20 protein-coding genes are annotated in these 19,970 nt (G+C 36.0%); 13 read left to right on the forward strand and 7 right to left on the reverse strand.

From position 1 onward, the window contains the following. The first annotated feature begins 1 nt into the window (after position 1). A complete protein-coding gene (locus PF026_RS01335) occupies positions 2-613 on the forward strand; it encodes a nitroreductase family protein (protein WP_270863236.1) in 612 nt (203 codons plus the stop codon). A gap of 39 nt (positions 614-652) precedes the next feature. Here the strand turns inward: PF026_RS01335 and PF026_RS01340 are convergent, their stop codons facing one another. Next, a complete protein-coding gene (locus PF026_RS01340; RefSeq protein WP_270863237.1) occupies positions 653-1,387 on the reverse strand; it encodes a hypothetical protein in 735 nt (244 codons plus the stop codon). Positions 1,388-1,389: 2 nt separating this feature from the next. Continuing rightward, positions 1,390-2,175, reverse strand: coding sequence for a polysaccharide deacetylase family protein (locus PF026_RS01345; RefSeq protein WP_270863238.1), 786 nt, complete (start codon positions 2,173-2,175; stop codon positions 1,390-1,392). A 139-nt stretch (positions 2,176-2,314) separates the two neighbouring features. On the opposite strand from PF026_RS01345, the gene PF026_RS01350 reads away from it, so the two are divergent. After that, positions 2,315-3,673: a sodium-dependent transporter gene (locus PF026_RS01350; protein WP_270863239.1), complete on the forward strand. Its 1,359-nt coding sequence runs from the start codon at positions 2,315-2,317 to the stop codon at positions 3,671-3,673. 302 nt (positions 3,674-3,975) lie between these two features. Here the strand turns inward: PF026_RS01350 and radA are convergent, their stop codons facing one another. From radA to PF026_RS01370, 4 genes are read right to left on the reverse strand one after another with little or no spacing between them, the layout of a single operon-like run. After that, a complete protein-coding gene (radA, locus tag PF026_RS01355; protein WP_270863240.1) occupies positions 3,976-5,325 on the reverse strand; it encodes a DNA repair protein RadA in 1,350 nt (449 codons plus the stop codon). Further along, positions 5,297-5,671, reverse strand: coding sequence for a VanZ family protein (locus PF026_RS01360; protein WP_270863241.1), 375 nt, complete (start codon positions 5,669-5,671; stop codon positions 5,297-5,299). Before PF026_RS01360 ends, radA begins: the two co-directional genes overlap by 29 nt. Beyond that, positions 5,664-6,527 carry a signal recognition particle-docking protein FtsY gene (gene ftsY, locus PF026_RS01365; protein WP_270863242.1) on the reverse strand — a complete coding sequence of 288 codons (864 nt, stop codon included), beginning with the start codon at positions 6,525-6,527 and terminating at the stop codon, positions 5,664-5,666. Before ftsY ends, PF026_RS01360 begins: the two co-directional genes overlap by 8 nt. After that, entirely contained in the window at positions 6,527-7,087 is a 561-nt protein-coding gene (locus tag PF026_RS01370) for a TlpA family protein disulfide reductase (RefSeq protein ID WP_270863243.1), read from the reverse strand. Before PF026_RS01370 ends, ftsY begins: the two co-directional genes overlap by 1 nt. Positions 7,088-7,164: 77 nt before the next feature. On the opposite strand from PF026_RS01370, the gene PF026_RS01375 reads away from it, so the two are divergent. The 4 genes from PF026_RS01375 to PF026_RS01390 are packed head-to-tail and all read left to right on the forward strand — an operon-like array spanning position 7,165 to position 10,437. Continuing rightward, complete coding sequence (locus PF026_RS01375; RefSeq protein ID WP_270863244.1) at positions 7,165-7,791, forward strand: 5-formyltetrahydrofolate cyclo-ligase; 627 nt, start codon at positions 7,165-7,167, stop codon at positions 7,789-7,791. Continuing rightward, positions 7,715-9,268, forward strand: coding sequence for a ribonuclease Y (gene rny, locus PF026_RS01380; protein WP_270863245.1), 1,554 nt, complete (start codon positions 7,715-7,717; stop codon positions 9,266-9,268). The genes PF026_RS01375 and rny overlap by 77 nt, the downstream gene beginning before the upstream one ends. 9 nt (positions 9,269-9,277) lie before the next feature. After that, entirely contained in the window at positions 9,278-9,868 is a 591-nt protein-coding gene (locus PF026_RS01385) for a lipid-binding SYLF domain-containing protein (protein ID WP_270863246.1), read from the forward strand. Next, positions 9,868-10,437, forward strand: coding sequence for a DedA family protein (locus tag PF026_RS01390; RefSeq protein WP_270863247.1), 570 nt, complete (start codon positions 9,868-9,870; stop codon positions 10,435-10,437). The genes PF026_RS01385 and PF026_RS01390 overlap by 1 nt, the downstream gene beginning before the upstream one ends. A gap of 24 nt (positions 10,438-10,461) precedes the next feature. On the opposite strand, the gene PF026_RS01395 is transcribed toward PF026_RS01390, so the two are convergent. After that, the gene (locus PF026_RS01395; protein WP_270863248.1) at positions 10,462-11,769 is read right to left on the reverse strand and encodes an aminotransferase class V-fold PLP-dependent enzyme; all 1,308 of its coding nucleotides are present in this window, start codon (positions 11,767-11,769) and stop codon (positions 10,462-10,464) included. Between the two features lie 130 nt (positions 11,770-11,899). Between PF026_RS01395 and PF026_RS01400 the strand changes: the two genes are divergently transcribed. The 7 genes from PF026_RS01400 to dnaE all read left to right on the forward strand — a co-directional run bounded on the left by PF026_RS01400 (position 11,900) and on the right by dnaE (position 19,952). Further along, on the forward strand, positions 11,900-12,712 hold the full coding sequence (locus PF026_RS01400) for a DUF234 domain-containing protein (RefSeq protein ID WP_270863249.1): 813 nt from the start codon (positions 11,900-11,902) through the stop codon (positions 12,710-12,712). Between the two features lie 53 nt (positions 12,713-12,765). Further along, positions 12,766-13,332 (forward strand): elongation factor P, encoded by a 567-nt coding sequence (gene efp, locus PF026_RS01405; RefSeq protein ID WP_270860077.1) that lies wholly within the window; start codon positions 12,766-12,768, stop codon positions 13,330-13,332. A gap of 105 nt (positions 13,333-13,437) precedes the next feature. After that, positions 13,438-13,983, forward strand: coding sequence for a DJ-1 family glyoxalase III (locus PF026_RS01410; protein ID WP_270863250.1), 546 nt, complete (start codon positions 13,438-13,440; stop codon positions 13,981-13,983). Positions 13,984-14,320: 337 nt separating this feature from the next. Further along, positions 14,321-14,569, forward strand: coding sequence for a ribbon-helix-helix protein, CopG family (locus tag PF026_RS01415; protein WP_270863251.1), 249 nt, complete (start codon positions 14,321-14,323; stop codon positions 14,567-14,569). After that, the gene (locus PF026_RS01420; RefSeq protein WP_270863252.1) at positions 14,553-14,894 is read left to right on the forward strand and encodes a type II toxin-antitoxin system RelE family toxin; all 342 of its coding nucleotides are present in this window, start codon (positions 14,553-14,555) and stop codon (positions 14,892-14,894) included. The genes PF026_RS01415 and PF026_RS01420 overlap by 17 nt, the downstream gene beginning before the upstream one ends. A 152-nt stretch (positions 14,895-15,046) precedes the next feature. After that, positions 15,047-16,021, forward strand: coding sequence for a hypothetical protein (locus tag PF026_RS01425; protein ID WP_270863253.1), 975 nt, complete (start codon positions 15,047-15,049; stop codon positions 16,019-16,021). A gap of 220 nt (positions 16,022-16,241) precedes the next feature. Next, on the forward strand, positions 16,242-19,952 hold the full coding sequence (gene dnaE, locus PF026_RS01430) for a DNA polymerase III subunit alpha (protein ID WP_270870371.1): 3,711 nt from the start codon (positions 16,242-16,244) through the stop codon (positions 19,950-19,952). The last annotated feature ends 18 nt before the right edge of the window (positions 19,953-19,970 follow it).

Raw genomic sequence — 19,970 nt, forward strand, 5'->3', positions numbered from 1 at the left:
TATGCAAGAAATTATGAAAAGTCGTTATAGTTGTCGCAAATTTAATGGCGAAAAAGTGGGCGATGAGGTTGTGCGAGAAATCGTGGATTTGACGCGATTAAGTCCTAGTTCGTGTGGTTTGGAGCCCTGGAAATTTATGGTTGTTTCTAACGGCGATGAGTTGCAAAAATTAGGCGAAATTTGTAATAACCAACCGCAGGTTAAAAATTGTTCTCATGCTGTGATTATCATCGCTAGAAATGATTTGAAAGTGGGCGAAGCATATTTGGATAAGTGCGTTCGCCGCCGTGCCACTACGAGCGAAAAATATGACGCTGCAATGGCGTATTTTAGGGATAAATTTAAAGATATGGACGAAAAAGCGATGACAAATTATGCTTCAAAGCAGTGTTATTTGGCGTGTGCAAATTTGGTAAATGTAGCTGAGAGCTTCGGTGTGAAAAGTTGTATTATAGCGGGGTTTGACGGCGAAAGACTTAGCGAATTTGTGCGAAGTGAAGCAAATTTAAATGAAAATTTTACGCCGATTTTAGTCGTCGCTCTTGGCAAAGGCGAAAATATTAAATTTCCACATACAAGGCACTCGCTTGAAGATGTTTTGATATGGAAGTAAGTTTTTAAATTTGCCGAATTTAGCTTAAATTTGGCAAATTTATTTAATTAAATCTTTATCTTTAAACCAAGATACAGATAGAAAAAATTTCTTTTCTACCTTATCTAAACTCTTGCCCGTTTTAACTAATAAATATTTTTTGATTTCATTGTATTGTTTATCTGAACTAATCATAAAATTAAAAAATTTGCCGTCTTTATCTTGTAGCCAAATGACATCGTAAAAACTATCTTTCAAACCACCATATTTGTGATGAATTATAAATTGCGGTAGATATACTGCACCAAATGCAAATGCCATTACAAATATAAAAGAAACAAGGCCTCCTGTGGCAACAAGAGCCATTAAATAAACAATCAATAAAACTAAACCCGAAAATAAAATAAGTTTTGTAATAAATGGGCTTAAATTAAAATTTGGAAGTGCAGAAGACATAGTTTTTGATATGCGATGAATATTGTTAGTTAAAATGGATTTTTGCAACCCATTTTCTAATTCTTTCGTTATTTTGTTTTCATAAAAATATATAGTCGAGTTACTTTCCAAATTTTTAAGCGAATTATTTATATTTATATATGTTAAAACTATTAAAATAACAGCTCTATCAATGCGATTCCTATCAAAAATCAATAAATAAATTATACAAGAAATCAACAATATAATCGTGATAATTATACTTGCAAATTTCGCATTTGATAATTCATCTTTCATAATTATCGGATTTTCATCATAATTTCGCAAATTTGCTTTTTTTGAGTTTTGATTATTTGCCAAATTTACTCCAAAACTTCGTCAAGGCGAATAAATTTAAATCCATTTTCTAAAAGCTCTTCTAAGCCCATAACTACGCCTTCGCCACTAGCTTTTTCAGGGTGATTTGCGTGAGCTATTATAATATCGCCGTTTTTTGCCGTGCGAAAAGCTTTTAGGACATTTTCCTTGCTTAAAGTCGCTCCAGCGTCGCCTAAAACGCTAAATCCCACAGGTGCAAAGCCCATATCATAAATTTGCGAAACGGCAAATTCGTCATAATATGCTGTGCCTGAGCGAAAAAATTTAGGGCGAGTGCCTGTGATTTTTTCTATCAAGTCTGCATTTTTCGCCACTTCGTCGTATAATTCGCTAGAATTTGCCGTGCCTTTTATGCCGTAAATTTCGGCACCATTTAGCGAAGCAGGGCGGTGCAAAAAGCCGTGATTTTCGATTTCAAAAAGCGGATTTTTATAAAGTCTTTCAAATTTAAGCGGAAATTTTTCTATCCAGCGAGAATTTACAAAAAAAGTCGCTTTTAGCCGTTTTTGTTCCAAAAATTCGACAATGCGTTCGTCTAAATCATCGCTTTTTGAGCCACACAAATCAAGCGTGAGTGCGACAACTTTTTGGCTAGTTTGAAAATTTTCAATCACGCCGTTTAAACTCTCGCCCCATTTTTGTGGTTTTGCGTTTTGGTATTTTTGCAAAATTTGCTCTTTTGTTAAAATTTGAGTTTGTAAATTTGGCAAATTTTCTGCCAAAAGAGTTGTGGTAAAGGCGCAAAAAAGCGATAAAAATATATTTTTCATAAATTTTTCTTTCCAAATTTTTTGAAAAATTATAGCCAAATTTATCGTCATTGAAGCAAATTTTTAAATTAAAAGTAAATATAAAGTTTTAAGATTAAATTTGATAATATTGCACGATTTTTTTAATTCGGGGAAAAATATGAACGAAAAATTTACTAAAATCGGTTTTATCTTAGCCGTCGCAGGAAGCGCGGTAGGTCTTGGAAATGCGTGGAAATTTCCAACTCTTGTAGGCGAAAACGGCGGAAGTGCCTTTATTTTGCTTTATCTGCTTTTGACGATGCTTTGCAGTTTTGTCATTTTTTTGGGCGAAATCGTCATCGGTCGTCTTGGTGAGTGCGATGCCGTTAGTGCGTATGAAAAACTGGCACCTAGCAATAAAAAATTGTGGAGAAATGCCGGATTTTTTATGATTAGCGCGTTGCTGATTTATTCATTTTACAGCGTTGTTATGGGTTGGATTTTAAAATACACGATTACAAGTGCGTTTGCTTTGCCAAGTTCGATAGAGCAAAGCGGTGCGGCGTTTGGGAATTTGCTTTCGCAAGAGATATTTGTAAGCATAATTTGCTACACAATCGCTTCGATTTTTTGTTTTTATATCATTTCAAAGGGCGTTAAAAACGGCATAGAAAAGCTAAATTTATGGATGATGCCAACGCTTTTCGTTTTGATTTTATTGATGGCGTTTTACTCGGCAGTGGCGTCAAATGCAGGTTTTGTGCAAAGTTTGAAATTTCTTTTAGTGCCTGATTTTAGCGCACTTAGCAGCGATAGCGTTTTAAAGGCTCTTGGATTAGCGTTTTTTACCCTTTCTTTGGGCGTTACGACCATCATCACTTACGCAGCAAGTCTTCCGCCAAAAACAAACATTTTAACTTCGAGCCTAAGTATCGTTTTTATAAATGTTTTAATCGGCGTTTTTATGGGACTAACCGTTTTTACATATATTTTCGAATTTGGCGCAGACCCTAGCCAACAAGGTCCGGGGCTGATTTTCGTTTCACTTACCGTGCTTTTTGGTAAGCTTGGCATTATCGGAAATATTTTAGCGTTTTGTTTTTTCTTGTCGCTTCTTTTTGCGGCGATCACATCGGCTGTATCGATGATAGAACCAAGCGTTTTTTATCTTGTAAATTCAAAAAATTTCTCACGCAAAAAAGCGTGTTTTGCGATTTTTATTTTCACTTATATTTTGGGAATTTTTTGCATTTTAGGATACTACGGCGCGACGGCTGATATTTTCAACTTTTTTGGCAATAGCTTTTTTGATTTGCTTGATTTTGTTACTTCAAATATTTTATTGCCGATAGGCGGAATCGTTGTTGCGATTTTTGTCGGTTTTGTGATAAAAAAAGAGCCTGTAAAAGAGCTTTTGGTGCCGTATATGGGCGAATTTGGATATAAAATTTGGCACAATGTGCTTTTAAGATTTGTTGCGCCACTCTTTGTGATAATAATTTTGCTTGATCAGTTTGGTATAAAAATTTTAGGCTAATAAATTCCTTATAACGGGCGGATTAAATTAAAAATTTCGCTATTTTAGGTTACACACGACAAGTGTGTTTCCTTATAATAGCGAAATTTTAAAAAAATAAATTTTGCGAATTTGAAGTTAAAATAAATGACAGAAAATGGTTAATTTGCAAAAAAATATATTCAAGACAGAACAGGCGTAGTTACGCACAAATTTAGGCAGTTTCGAGCGACGCTACCTTTGTCGGTAGTAAGCGATGAAATTGTCTAAATTTGTGCGTAAATCCGTCAGGTTTGGGGAATTAAAGCTAGGCTGATTTCAATTTAAAAATATTCCAAAACCTGCGTTATCTCTGTTGCATGAAATATTTTTAACCCTTGCGAATTTTGTGGCTTTATCGGAGCAATTGCGTTTTTAAATTTTTGCATACTAGCTTCTTTTAGCCTTGCTTCAAGGTTAAAAATCTCTCTAATCTCACCATTTAGGCTAACTTCGCCGATAAAAACGCTTTCTTTGCTTATCGGACGATTTTTAAAGCTACTTACAATCGCCGCTACAACAGCCAAATCGCACGCCGTTTCGGTGATTTTAACTCCGCCGATGACATTTACAAAAACATCGTATCCCCCAAGTCCTATTTCAAGCTTTCTATCCAAAAGCGCTAATAGCATATCTAGGCGGTTTTTATCATATCCTGTGGCTGAGCGTTTTGGATACGAACTAGGGCAGACAAGGGCTTGAATTTCAATAACTAACGCACGAGAGCCTTCCATTGTTATAGTGATTGCCGAGCCGCTGACGGCTTTTCCGCGAGTGAAAAATTTACTAGCTAGATTTTTTGCACTTACCAGCCCTGCGTTTGTCATCTCAAAAATTCCCACTTCGCTTGTGGCACCAAAACGATTTTTAAAACCACGCAAAATTCGCAGTTCCTTACTACTATCGCCTTCAAAATATAGCACCACATCAACCATGTGCTCTAAAATTCTAGGACCTGCTATCGAGCCTTCTTTTGTAATATGACCGATGATAAAAATGCAAATTCCTTTTTCTTTTGCAAGTCGCATTAGCTCAAAAGTTATCTCGCGCACCTGTGTAACCGAACCCGGAGCAGAAGCGATTTTATCGCTAAAAAGGGTTTGTATGCTATCTATTACGATGACTTTATAATCCCTTTTTTGTGTTTGCGCTAAGATATTTTCAAGGTTAATCTCGGTTAGCAAAAAAAGGTTTTCATTTACGGCATTTAGGCGGTCTGCTCGCATTTTTATCTGACTTGCGCTTTCTTCGCCACTTACATACAAAACGCTTCTTTGAGAACTAGCCAAATTTGAAGCTATTTTAAGCAAAAGCGTTGATTTGCCGATACCGGGACTTCCGCCGATTAAGACAAGTGAGCCTTCTACTATGCCACCACCTAAGACCAAATTTAGCTCATCGTCCCCGCAATCAATGCGTGAAATTTCTTCGATTTTTATCTCACTTATCGCCTTTGCGTCTAAATTTGGATTATCGCAAGTGATTTTTGAAATTTCTTTTAGCGTTTTGATTTGTTCGGCTTTTAGCTCTACAAAACTATTAAAAGCACCGCAATCAGGGCATTTACCAAGCCATTTAGTTTGCTGATTTCCGCAGTGTTGGCACTCAAAAAGTGTGGATTTTACTTTTGCCATTTTTTCTCCAAAATTCATAAATTTTAGTAGCAAAAAAACCTATGCAAATGCCGATAAAATCGGCAACTATATCCAAAAAAGAAAATTCTCTATTTGGCAAGAAGCTTTGCACGATTTCTATTTGCAAACCAAAAATAATCAACCAAAAAACTATCCAAATTTTGCGAATTTTAAAAGCAAAATTTGCCAAAATAAACAAAACAAAAAAAGCAAATGCGTGGTTTATTTTATCCCAAAATAGCCCATTTATCGCTACTTCCCTTGAAGTGGTAGCTAAAAATTCGATTACAATCAAACATGCAAAAAATGCAAATTTAAAAACATTTGGGCTAAAAATTTTAGGCATAAATTCCTTCTACTAGCGTATCTACAAACTCATCTGCCCTAAATTCGACCAAATCGTCCATATTTTCGCCTACGCCGATATATAAAATCGGAAGCTCCAAATCTCTTGCAATGCCAAATAACGCTCCGCCCTTTGGTGTTCCGTCAAGCTTTGTTATGATAATGCCATCTAGCCTAACGATTTCATTAAAAGCTTTTGCTTGGATTACGCTATTATTTCCTTGTGTGCCATCAAGCACGATGATTTTTCTATGTGGCGAATTTGGCATAGCGCGGTCGCAAATTCGCACGATTTTTTCAAGCTCGTTAGCGAGATTTTTTTGATTTTGAAGTCTTCCTGCTGTGTCGATTAAAACTCTATCGATTTTTTTTGCAATCGCCGAACTTACCGTGTCAAAAGCCACAGCCGCAGGGTCATGACCTTGCTCGGTGGCAATTATTGGGATTTCTACTTTTTGCGACCAGCGACGAAGCTGTTCAATAGCACCTGCTCTAAAAGTATCACACGCCCCAAAAATCACACTTTGCCCATTTTTCTTATACAAATTTGCTAGTTTTGCCACGGTTGTGGTTTTTCCTGCACCATTTACGCCTAAAATTAGCTCGACAAATGGCGAAACCTTTGGTAAAGGCTTGTTTTCATACATAAAATAAGTTTTTAAAACTCGCTTTAAATCATCTTTTTTAACTTCATTTTGTGGCGGCAGATAATACAAAATTTCTTCTACGATTTCATAACTTACATCGGCTTCAAGTAGCATTTCTTCCAAATTTTCTTTTGTGATTTTATTACCAGAATTTGCCGATTTCATCGCTTCGATTGTTTTATCAAAACCTTTTTTGAAAAAATTAAACATTAAAAAATCCTTTGAATTTCGGTTGTTAAAATTTCTTCTGGGATTACCCCGAAATATTGCGAAAAAAACTTTCCTTTTTCATCATAAATAACGATAAACGGGACTTCGCTAACGCCACCAAGTGCGTTTGCGAAAAAGTTATTTTCGCTTCCTTGCGAAATTTTATATGTTACATTATTATCAATCGCAAATACCTTTGCGTCGTCGTTTGTCAAATTTTCACCGACCAAAACGCCGACAACTTGGAGTTTTTCTTTAAAATTTTCTTGGATATTGTTTAAAATCGGAGATTGGACTTGGCACGGCGGACACCACGGCGAGAAAAATGCAAAAAGTGTCGCAGTGCCGTTGTTATCGATTTTAAAGCCGTTTTTATTTTTTTGCATATTTAAAATAGTTCCGTCCGTAAAATGCAAAGAAAACGGCGCAGTATAATCCTGCGTAAGAACGGTTTCTTTTTCCGTTTTTATATCTACTTTTTCTTCGTTATCGCTTTTTTTGTCGCAACCTGTTACGAAAAGTAACATAGTAATAAAAATAATAAAATTCACAAATTTCATACAAAATTCCCTAAAAAATATTTCAAAATTATACAAAAACTAGATAAAATAAGCGTTAAAAAAATAAAAGTGTGAAAATGGATAAGCAAATTTATCGCAAATTCGCTAAAAAGGCTTTGAAAGATGAAGCTAAATTTAGCGCCAAATGCAAACATTACGGCATTATTTCTAATATTATTAAACTCATAAAAATAACAAATTCGAAAAAAGTTTTGATTTTTATGCCGTTATCTTATGAGCCAAATTTACAAATTTTAAGACAAAAATTATCACATAAAATAGAATTTTTTGTTCCGTTTATGTTAGATGTTAGCTTTAAAATGGTAAAATTCAAGCGACCTTTTGTAAAGTCTAAATTTGGCGTTAAAGAGACGCTAAATCAAAACGAATTCAAAGGAAAAATTGACCTAGCCGTTGTTCCGGTTATCGGAGTAGATGGAAATATGGCTAGAATCGGGCATGGGAAAGGATTTTACGATATGTTTTTTTCAGCTCTAAATTATAAACCGATTATCGTTTTTGTTAGTATTAAAGATAATTTTACAAATTCAATAATATCTCAAAAACACGATATAATCGGTGATTTTTATTTTACTCCGAGCAAAAATTATTTTAAAAAGGGAAAATATGATAGATATTGTAGTAGCATTAGCAGAGGTCGCAGTCGGTGCGACAATAGGTTATTTTATCGCCAAAAAGATTAACAACGCAAATTTTGACATTTTTTTAGAACAGGCAAAAGCAAAGGCAAAAGCGATAGAATTTGAAGCAGAAAGTATTTTGAGAAACTCAAAAATCACGGTTCAAGAAGCCGAATTTGAAGCCAAGAAAAAATATGACGACAAATCAGCAAAACTTCAAAAAGAATACAATCAAAAATTTGATGAACTAACAAAAAAAGAGCAAACACTACTAAGCGAACAAGAAATTTTAAACGGAGCAAAAAGTGAGCTTGAAAAAAGCAAAGAAGAAGCCAAATTTATGTATGAAGAAGGCGTTTCGTTAAAGAAAAATTATGAAGAAAAACTCGCTGAGAGTTTGAAAGTTTTAGAGCGAGTTGCCGGTTTTACGCAAGATGAAGCTAGAAGCGAAGTTTTGCGAAAAGTAGAAGAAAAAAGCAGAGCAGACATCGCTCATATCGTGCGAAAATATGAAGAAGAAGCTAAAAAAGAGGGAAAACGAAGAGCAAATTATATCCTAGCACAGGCTACGACTAGATTTGCGGGTGAATTTGCAGCAGAACGCCTTATAAATGTCGTAAATATCAAAAATGACGAGCTAAAAGGCAGAATTATCGGTAAAGAAGGGCGAAATATAAAAACCCTTGAAATGGTGCTTGGCGTTGATGTTATCATTGACGATACGCCAAATGCGATTATTTTAAGCTCTCACAACCTTTACCGAAGAGCAATCGCAACAAGAGTAATCGAGCTTTTGGTTGAAGACGGACGAATTCAACCTGCTAGAATCGAAGATATTTACAAAAAAGTGTGCGACGAATTTGAAGCTAGTATCCAAGAAGAGGGCGAAAATGTCGTTATGGATTTAGGCTTAAATAAAATGCACCCTGAGATTATAAAACTAATCGGAAAACTTAAATTTAGGGCTAGTTACGGACAAAATGCGCTTATTCACAGCCTTGAAGTCGCTCACCTTGCAGCCATTATCGCAGCCGAGACTGGCGGGGATGAAAAACTAGCTAAAAGAGCAGGGCTTTTGCATGACATCGGCAAAGCTTTAACGCATGAATTTGAAGGAAGCCATGTGGATTTGGGCGGTGAAATTTGCAAACGATACAAAGAACACCCAGTCGTAATCAACGCTATTTACGCTCATCACGGACATGAAGAAGCGCTAAGCGTCGAAGCGGCGGCAGTTTGCGCAGCAGACGCTCTAAGTGCAGCTAGACCCGGAGCTAGAAGAGAAGTTTTAGAGAGCTTCTTAAAGCGAGTTAGCGACATAGAAAATATCGCCACTTCAAAACAAGGCATAAAACAAGCCTATGCGATAAACGCAGGACGCGAAATTCGCGTTATAGCTAATGCCAAGCTAATAAACGATGATGAAGCGGTTTTGGTAGCAAAAGAGATTGCCGAAGAAATTCAAGATAAAGTTCAGTATCCAGGCGAAATAAAAGTAAATGTCATAAGAGAGACTAGGGCGGTAAATTACGCCAAATAGGAGTTTTGCATGAAAAAAATTCTATTTTTATGTTTAATTATATTTGGTTTTGCAAATTTTGCAAATGCAAAAGACGAAACGATTTTAAAAAGTGCAAATGCCTTTGCCGTTGTTATGCGAGATAATCCAAATAAAGCGGCTTTGGTTGCAAACGCAAAGGCGATTTTGATTTTTCCAAGCGTGAAAAAGGTTGGTTTTGTCATCGGCGGAATGTATGGAAGCGGCGTTGCAGTCTATAAAAACGGCGAAAACTACACGATTAACGGCGCAGAAATCACTAATGCAAGTTTGGGTTTGCAAATCGGATATGAAGATAATTATCTAATAATTTTTGTAATGAGCGATAAAATCGTAGATAATATGCGAAAATCAGAAATCAAACTAGGCGGTGATGTAACGGCTCTGGCTGGAAATGCAAGTGCAAATTTAGGCACACTAAACGCATTTAGCAAAGATATGTATGTTTATACAAATAAAAGCGGCGTGTTTTTGGGTGCTAGTCTTGGCGGAGTGGTGCTTAGCTCAAATAACAGCGTGGTTTATGAACCGCACTCGTATGGATTTGAGAATTTGATTTCGGTTATAAATAAGGCAAATTAATGGAGGAAATGTTTAGCAAACTCTCCACTTATGGTTATTTGATACTATTTTTATATACTCTTGGCGGCGGTATGATAGCGCTAATCGCCGCCGGTATGCTTAGTTTTATCGGTAAAATGGACATTACGCTTTGTATCGTGGTTGCGACTATTTCAAATTTCATCGGCGATACGATTTTGTTTTGGCTCTCTCGTTACAATAAAAAAGAATTTAGCCCGTTTATCAAAAAACAACGGCGAAATTTAGCCCTGTCGCAAATTTTGTTTAAAAAATACGGCGATAGGATTATTTTGGTGCAAAAATTTATCTACGGACTAAAAACGCTAATTCCCATTGCGATTGGGCTTACGAAGTATTCATTTGCTAAATTTAGTTTTTTAAACGCTTTTAGCTCGGCGATTTGGGCGATAACGATTGGTTTAGTAAGCTACTTTGCGGGTGATTTTGTCTTGCAAATTTATGAAAAAATCAAAATTTATCCGTGGCTAACACCGCTCGTGCTAGGCGTGATCGTAGCTTTAATCGTGATTTATTTTAAATTCGCTACAAAACGCAGAATAAAAATGTAAATTTTTGTATCGAAATTTATAAATTTAACACCTATATTCGCCACCGACGAGTTTGATTTTATCTTTGTTTTTGGCGATATTTTTGATTGAGTTTATCAAATAATCAATATCATCTTTGCTATGCGAAAAATTTAGGCTAATTCGCAAAAATGCTGGTTTAAGACTTAAATTTATATCATTTGGCAAATTTAATAAATCTCTACCATAGCTTCCTGCACACGCACACCCTGCACGAACTTGGACGAGGTATTTTTTACTTAAAATTTCGGCGAAAATAAACGGGTCAAGTCCTTTTAAATTTATCGCAAAAATCGGCACTCTTGGCACTTGCAAATTGCCGTAAATTTCGATTTTATCTATTTTTGAAATTTCATTTAAAAAATATTCGCTAAGCTCATTTTCGTGTGATTTTATATTTTCAATGCCAAAATCATGCCTAAATTTGTAGGCTAGATAGCTCCTTAAAAACTGCGTAACGCCGGGCGTTCCTGCTTCTTGGGCGCGTTCAGGGTCAATATAAAATCTTTGAGTTTCATTATCGCTATATGCCAAAGTTCCCCCGCCCCCAAATGTCGGCTCATCGCAGGAAAAAAGCGAATTTTTTATCACCAAAATTCCACTGCCGCCGACACCGCCTAAGAATTTATGCGACGAAAAAACCGCCGCGTCGCAAAAGTTAAAATCAATCTCATCATGTGGCGCAAAAGCACAAGCGTCTAAAATCAGTCTTCCGCCGTGCGATTTTATCATCAAATAAAGCTTTTTATAGTCTGTTTTGACGCCTGTTAAATTTGAAGCCATGCTAAAAGAAGCGATTATTTCGCGTCCTTTATTTGTTTTTAGTAAATTTGCCAAAAAATCAAAATCAATCAATCCTTGCGAATTTAAGGGCGTTCGCACGACTTCGCAAAGGCAGTATCGAAGCGGAATTTCATTTGAGTGGTGTTCATAAGGAGAAACTATCACAAGGGGCAAATTTTTTAAGCTTTCTTTTTTTAAATTTAGCCTTTTTAAGCTCATCGGCGGGATATAAATGCCTAAAATTTCCCATAGTTTTTTCAAAGCCCAAGTCGCTCCAAAACCACAAGAAATAAGTGAAAATTTATCATCGACCCCTAGCAAATTTTTAAATTTAGCCCTAGCATTTTCGTAATAATTTTGCGTTGTAATGGAGTTTGAGCTGGTTTTTGAGTGCGTATTTGCGTAAGTTTGTAAAATTCGCAAAATCTCATTTTCAACGCTTTTTAACGCCAAAGCAGAAGCTGCAAAATCAAAATACTTTATGCCGTCTTGCAAAATAATATCATTTTTTAAATTTTCTAAATTTATCATAAACTCTCTTTGATTTTTTGGCAAAATTATATAAAAAATTTGGTAAAATTCGGCAAAAAAATAGGAGCAAAAAATTTTCACACTCAAAGATAGTGCTTACAAATTCGCAAATTTGCCGATTGACGAGCTTTTGAAATTTCATTTTGTCTTTGATGAAATCGAAATTTCAGCACATTATAACGACATTTTTGAAGCTATTGATAATGAAATTTTAAGAGATTTTGAAACATTTAGAGATAAATTTGCTTTTGATAGTCCTTATGAAAATGAAATCAAAAAAGCACTTATGAAATTTGCAAAATCAGATCGCAAAAAGCTTGGTATTTCAAAGATACTACCGCGTTTTAAGGCGCAAAAAGTGGTCGATGAGTTGCTTAAAATTCAGTTTTTAAAACTTGAAAAAAGTAGAGAAACAAAGCCAAAACCAAATCACAAAAACGAGAAATTGCCAAAAAATTTACGCCGTTATATAGTGCATGATAAAGTCCATTTCAAGAGCAATTTCGCAAGATTTTACTTCCGATTTATAGAGCCAAATTTACGCCGTTTGGAATTTGGCGAAAATGAAAAAGTGCTTGAAATCATAAAAGCCGATTTTGATAATTACGCTAGTTTGGGATTTGAAATTTTAAGCAAAGAACTTTTAGCAAAATACTTAAATATCGGCGTTAGCGAGATTAGCAGTTTTTGGAATAACGAAATAGAAATCGACATTTTTGCAAAATTTGAAGACTTTTGCGTTGTCGGCGAGTGCAAATACAAAGAGCGAAAAATTTGCAAAAGCGTTTTAAATTTGCTTCACTCAAAGTGCGAAAAAATCGCCTTAAAACCAAATTTAATCGCACTTTTTTCAAAAGGCGGATTTAGCGAAGAGCTTTTGAGTTTAAAAAACGAAAAAATTCTACTTTTTGACACTAACGATTTTGAAATTTTGCTAAATTAAAATTTAAATATTTTTTTGTTAAAATCATCTTTTTATTTATTTAAGGAGAAAATATGGCTTATTCAATGGGCGATCTTAAAAAAGGTCTTAAAATCGAGCTTGACGGCGTTCCGTTTAAAATCGTAGAGTATCAACATGTAAAACCGGGCAAAGGTGCGGCGTTTGTTCGCGTGAAAATCAAATCATACATTGACGGCAAAGTTTTGGAAAAAACTTTCCACGCAGGCGATAAATGCGAAGCTCCAAATTTGGTCGATAAACAAATGCAATATCTTTATGATGACGGCGAGTATTGCCAATTTATGGATGTCGAAACCTACGAACAAGTCGCTATCAGCGATGAAGAGGTCGGCGAAGCGAAAAAATGGATGCTAGATGGCACTATGGTCGATGTGCTTTTCCATAACGGCAAAGCTATCGGTATCGAAGTTCCGCAAGTTGTCGAGCTTAAAATCGTAGAAACTGCTCCAAACTTCCGCGGCGACACACAAGGAAGCAACAAAAAACCTGCCACACTCGAAACCGGCGCAGTGGTGCAAATTCCTTTCCATGTGCTTGAAGGCGAAGTTATCCGCGTAGATACGGTGCGTGGCGAGTATATCGAAAAAGCAAATAAATAATTTTAACTACATTTAAAAGCCCGAGTATTCGGGCTTTTTGCATAAATTTCAAATTTTTATCTCAAATTTGTTACAATAAGTAAAAATTTTTTACAAAGGATTTTTATGAAAAAAGTTGCCGTAATGTTAGCTAACGGATTTGAAGAAATCGAAGCTTTAAGCGTGATTGACATTTTACGCCGTGCGGGGGTCGAAGCACTTGGCGTAGGGCTAGAAAAACGCCTTGTTACAGGCGCTCACGGCGTTGAGATAAAAGCCGATATGGTGCTAGATGAGCTAAAAGTTGTCGAGTTTGATATGATAGTTTTACCGGGCGGCTTACCGGGAGCGCAGTATCTTGCGATGAGCGAAAAACTAGGCAAAGTTTTGCGTGATTTTGACGCAAATAACGCTAAAATCGGTGCGATTTGTGCTGCACCTTGGGCGCTTAGCACGGCAGGTGTGCTAAAAAATGCCTATACTTGCTATCCCGGATTTGAAGGCAAAGTCGCACATGCCGGATACCGCGCGGCAAATGTGGTAAAAGATCAAAATATCATAACTTCTGCTGGACCCGCAACGGCAATGGAATTCGCACTTGAAATCGTGCGTGAGATATGCGGGGAAGCGAAATATAACGAGATCAAAAACGGGCTTTTGTTTAAGAATTAGAATTTTCAAATTGAGTTCAACCTAGCTTTCGTGCGATGTTTGTAAATTTCAAGTTCGATAGCCAGACGGCTTATCTCACTTGAAATTTACTGCAAAACGCACGAAATCGTCGGCATAAGTCGTTTAAATTTAAGTTGAGTTTTGTTGTCATTCTGAGCGAAGCGAAGAATCTAAATTTGAGAAAATTTGGTGGGCAAGGATGCCCACCCTACGGTGCTGAATTTTATAAATTTAAAAATTCCATTAAAAAGTTAATAAAACAAATAATTTATCCATATAAAAGTATTGACAAAAATATTCTTTTTTTGCTAAAATCCTACTAAAAACGGAGATACAAATGATAACAAAAACACAAGATAATCTAGCCATAAAGATGAGTATTACGCTGGATAATTCTTTGAAAAAAGAGCTTGAAAATGTTGCAAAACAGCTTGGCAAAACGAAAAGTGGCATTATAGCAGAAGCATTAGAACACTATTTTGACACGATAGATTTGTTTTTAGCAGAAAAGAGAGCCAAAGACGATACTTCAAATTTTATATCACTATCTGAAATGGAAAAACGCATAAATGCAATGGCGGATTGATTTTCACAAAGAAGTTTATAAAGAATTTGAAAAAATAGGCAAGGTAGATTCTTTGTTTATTATCGATAAATTGAAAGAATTTGAGAAAAGTTATTCAGAAGAATTTGAAAAAGAACTAATCAAAATCAAAAAAATCAAAAAGCTAAAAACTAAAAGCAATATATATAGATTAAGGTTGCGAACATTTCGTGTATTGTATGCAAAAAACAATGGTATTTTAAGGCTTTTGGTTGTTAGAGTAAGACATAGAAAAAATGCTTATCAAAATTTAGAAACGCTGGATAACATAGTTGAAAATTTTGAAAATAAAATCGAACAAGAATAAAATACCAAATGTTAAATAACCAATTTGCAAATTTTCTCGTCATTCTGAGCGAAGCGAAGAATCTAAATTTGAGAAAATTTGGTGGGCAAGGATGCCTACCCTACGCAATAACGGGATTTGAATTTATTAATAAAATTTGAAAGAAAAAAAAAGTGAAAAAGAAAGTTATTAAGTATTTTTTTATATCCGTAGGCGTTGTTATTATTATCTTTATTTTGCCTATTATAGGATTTTTTGAGAAGCATTACAATAAATGGAAAATGCACCAAAATTTCGTTGAATTTAAAATAGAAAATCAAAACGATGAAATTGAAATCATAAATAAAGCTCTTACAATTTACCTTGATAAAATGCATAGTATTGAAAATTTTAAAATTTATGATTCTAAAAAAAGATATGATTTTTTCTATTATGATGATACACATGATTCGCATGTAGATATGGTTTATAGAAATTGCAATGGAGACAAAAAGCACGATGATAAATGTGAATTTAAGACATTTGATAAAAGACTAAATTTAGAATACTTAATGAAATTAGGAGAAAGAATTTGTATAAATGGCAATCCAATAGAAAACGCAGAAGAAATACTAAAAAACGATGAAATTTTACAAAACAAAAAGCTCTTTTATCCACAAGATGAAAAAGCACTTGTAGATGAAAATGGGAATTTTATAACTAACTTTTATTATCAATCAGAAATGTATAATCTATTTTATGGGAAAGCATTTTTGAGTGAAAAATATGATAATGCCCACACAAATAAAGATTTCGACATCATTATACCAATAGATGAAAATTTTAGAATTTTATTTTTAGATAGCGTAGCATTAGAATATCCATTAGGTTTTTGTCAAGAATATAATAAAATCATTACTTCAAAAGAAAGCAATGAAAAACTCAATTTTATTTTTATACCACTAAAATTAACCAAAAACGGAGCATACGATATTTTAACATTAGAAGATATATTTTATTATAGAAATATATATGAAGATACCAATAAGCCAAAAAGATACCCAGAATATGATAATACATACAATGAACACAACAATATATTCAATCAATACCAAACCCTAAAAAACAACAATTTTAATAAAAATCTAAATTTAAAAGGAGCTTTGTAGGGCGGGTATCCTTGCCCACCAAAAAAAGATAAAATAATTCAATAGTCAATTTAAATAAAGATTCTTCGCTTCGCAAACGCAACACTTGGAATGACGGGGTTAAAAAATTGAAAAGCGAATTTATAAATTTAAGCCACATTAAAGCTCAAATTTGGCGAATTTAAAGCCCGAATTTGATACAATTTTTCATTAAATTTTAATCCAAATTTACGAGAAAATTATGAGCGAATTTACACATTTACACCTGCATACCGAGTATTCACTGCTAGATGGCACAAACAAAGTCGGTGAGCTTGCCAAAGTCCTATCCGAACGCGGCACAAAAAGCGTGGCTATTACCGATCACGGAAATATGTTTGGGGCGATTGATTTTTATAAAACTATGCGAAAGCACGGTATTAAGCCAATCATCGGCATCGAAACCTACATTCACAACCACGACGAGATAAGCGATAAAAGCGACAAACAGCGATTTCACTTGATTTTACTAGCCAAAAACGAAGAGGGCTATAAAAATTTGATATATCTTAGCTCACAGGCGTATCTGCACGGATTTTACTACAACCCACGCATAAACAAAAAGCTCTTAAAAGAGCATAGTAAGGGTATTGTATGCTCGGCGGCATGCCTAGCAGGGGAAATCAGTTTTCATCTAAATCAAAGCGAGAGAAACCTAAAACGGGGCGCAAAAGGCTACGAAGCCGCAAAAGCTGCCGCCCTTGAATATAAAGAAATTTTTGGCGATGATTTTTATTTGGAGATTATGCGACACGGATTTGGCGATCAGCACAATATCGACAAGGATTTAATCAGGCTCTCCAAAGAAACAGGCATAAAGCTAGTTGCTACAAACGACGCCCACTACACCTACAAAGATCGCGCCGAAGCGCAGGACGCGTATATGTGTATCGCAACGGGCAAGTTGCTCGATGATAAAGATCGCTTAAAACACAGCGTTCATGAGCTTTATGTAAAAACCGATGATGAGATGAAAGCGATTTTCGCAGATATTCCAGAAGTCATCGCAAATACGCAAGAAATCGCAGATAAATGCAATCTAACATTTAAATTTGATGAAAAAGACTACGCGCCGACACCGCCGAATTTTAAATTTTCTATCGAATTTGCCAAAGAATTAGGCATAAATTTACCAAAACCTGACGATAGATATAATTTCGAAAATGACGATTTTGTTTTTGAGTATGCGTGTAGGGCAGGGCTTGAAAAAAGGCTTGAATTCGTTGATAAAGACAAACACGAAATTTACAAAAATCGCCTTGAAACAGAAATTCAAATCATCAAAAAAATGGGCTTTTCAGGCTATATGCTTATCGTGCAAGACTTCATAAACTGGGCGAAACGAAATGATATTCCCGTTGGTCCAGGGCGAGGTTCGGCAGCAGGAAGCTTGTGTGCGTATTCGCTTCGCATAACCGACATTGATCCGATACCTTATAACTTGCTTTTTGAGCGATTTTTAAATCCGTCAAGAATTTCCATGCCAGATATTGATGTGGATTTTTGCCAAGAAAAACGGGGCAAGGTCATCGAGTATGTAACAAATCAATACGGCAAAGACAATGTCGCACAAGTCGCAACATTTGGTAAGCTTCTTGCAAAGGGCGTCATACGCGATGTCGCAAGGGTTTGCGATATGCCGTTAAATCAAGCTGACGCTATGGCAAAGCTAATTCCCGATGTGCTAGGAATTTCGCTAAAAGAAGCTTATGAGTTAGAGCCAAAAATCGTAGAGCTTGTAAATTCGGACCCATTAGCGGCAAAAGTGTGGAAATATGCGCTAAATTTAGAAGGGCTAAATCGCAACACAGGCATGCACGCAGCAGGTGTGGTAATATCAAATGAACCGCTTTGGAATAAAGTTCCGCTTTTTAGACAAACCGCCAAAAAGGACAAAGAAGACGACAGCGGGCAGTATATAACGCAATACACAAAAGATTATCTCGAAGATGTCGATTTGATCAAATTTGACTTTTTGGGTTTAAAAAACCTTGACATCATCGATAGCACGATTAAACTTGTCAAAATGCGATACGGCGTGGATATAATGTGGGAAAATATCGATTTTAACGACCCGAAAACCTACAAGACTATCCAAGGCGGAAACACGCTTGGCATATTTCAAATCGAAAGCGGCGGTATGCAAGAGCTAGCAGCTAGTTTAAAGCCGGATTGCTTTGAAGATATTATTGCGATGATTGCGCTGTATCGCCCAGGTCCAATGGATCTAATCCCTGATTTTATCGCTAGAAAGCAAGGCAGGGCAAAAGTCGAGTATATGTTTGATGAGATAAAAGAGTATTTAGAAGCCACTTACGGCGTTATCGTTTATCAAGAGCAAGTTATGCAAATCGTGCAAAGAGTTGGCGGATTTTCTTTGGGGGACGCTGATTTGGTGCGTAGGGCTATGGGTAAAAAGGACGAGAAAAAACTCGACCACATGCGAACGCAGTATCTTGACGGCGCTAAAAATTTAGGCTTTGATGTCAAAAAAGCAGAAGAGCTTTTTGATATGATTATGAAATTTGCTTCGTATGGATTTAACAAATCCCACGCGGCGGCGTATTCGATGATTACATTTCAAACGGCGTATTTAAAAACATACTATCCGGCTGAGTTTATGGCGGCTTCGCTTTCATTTGAAGAAGGAAATGCAAAAAAAGTTGCGATTTATATCGATGAAGCAAAACGGCTTGGTGTGGGGCTTTTGCCACCTTCTATCAACGCTAGTTTAAGACAATTTAGCGTCGTCGAAGATAAAAATTCGCCCTCGGGCAAAGCCATTATTTACGGGCTTGGGGCGATAAAAGGCGTAGGTACGGGCGCAATCGATAATATCATCGCCCTTAGAAGCGAAAAAAAGTTTGAAAGCTTGGACGATTTTGCAAGTAGGGTGGATAATTTTCAAGTCAATAAAAAGGTCATCGAAGCCCTAAATTTCGCGGGTGCGCTTGATTGTTTAGGCAAAACTCGCCTAGCTATTATCCAAAATATCGAAAATATTCTTGAAACTATGAAAAAAATTGCCACGGTCAAAAAAGAAGCGGCAAATTCGCTATTTGGCGAAGATGAAACGACCGAGGGCATAGTGGTGGAATTTGTGGAAAATTCAGCCGAATATCCTACAAAAGAGCTTTTAAAACTTGAACTTGATAGCTTGGGAATTTACATTTCAGGGCACCCGTTGCAAGATTATAAAGATGAGATTGACGCTATTTCGCACATTAGTTCTAGCGATTTTGACGAGATTGAAGACAACAGCGAGATAATTTGTATCGGCAAAATCGAAGAGATAAAAACGATGATAACCAAAAAAGGCACCAAAATGGGGCGTTTAAAGATTTTGGATTTTGGCGGAAGTTTCGAAGCCGTCGCGTTTGACGCCTTTGCTAGTATCGATAAATTTAGCCAAGATGAGCTTGAAGCGCCACACGCTTTTAAGGCGAAATTTACCAGACGCGCAGAAGGCGGGGCGTATCAGCTAACCATTTATGATGTTTTTAGCCTTGAAGACGCTAAAAATGGGAATTTTAAAGCCAAAAGCGAAAGCAAATATCGCAGAAACGACAACGGAAATTTTAAAAACGGCAGTGGTTTTAATGGTAACGAAAACGGAAATTTTAATGGTGGTGGCTACAACGGCGGGTATAACGGCTCTCGCAAATTCGCAGAAAAAGAGAGCGAACGAAGCAAAAACGCAAGGGATTTTGAATTTGAGCTAAATTTAAACGAGCTAAATAAAGAAAAGATAAATTTAATCTACAATCTAGTTCATAACGAATTTAAAAATCCAAAGAATTTCAATCGCCTAATCTTGCGTGTCAGGGACGATTCGCAGGTGCTTGTCTATGAGACAGACTTTTTTGTGGGAGATGATTTTAACGCCAAAGTTAGCGAGATTTTATCGGCGTAGGGTTTTTGCAAATTTATT

Source organism: Campylobacter sp. CS_NA3 (genome assembly GCF_027797495.1).
Lineage (GTDB): Bacteria > Campylobacterota > Campylobacteria > Campylobacterales > Campylobacteraceae > Campylobacter_B.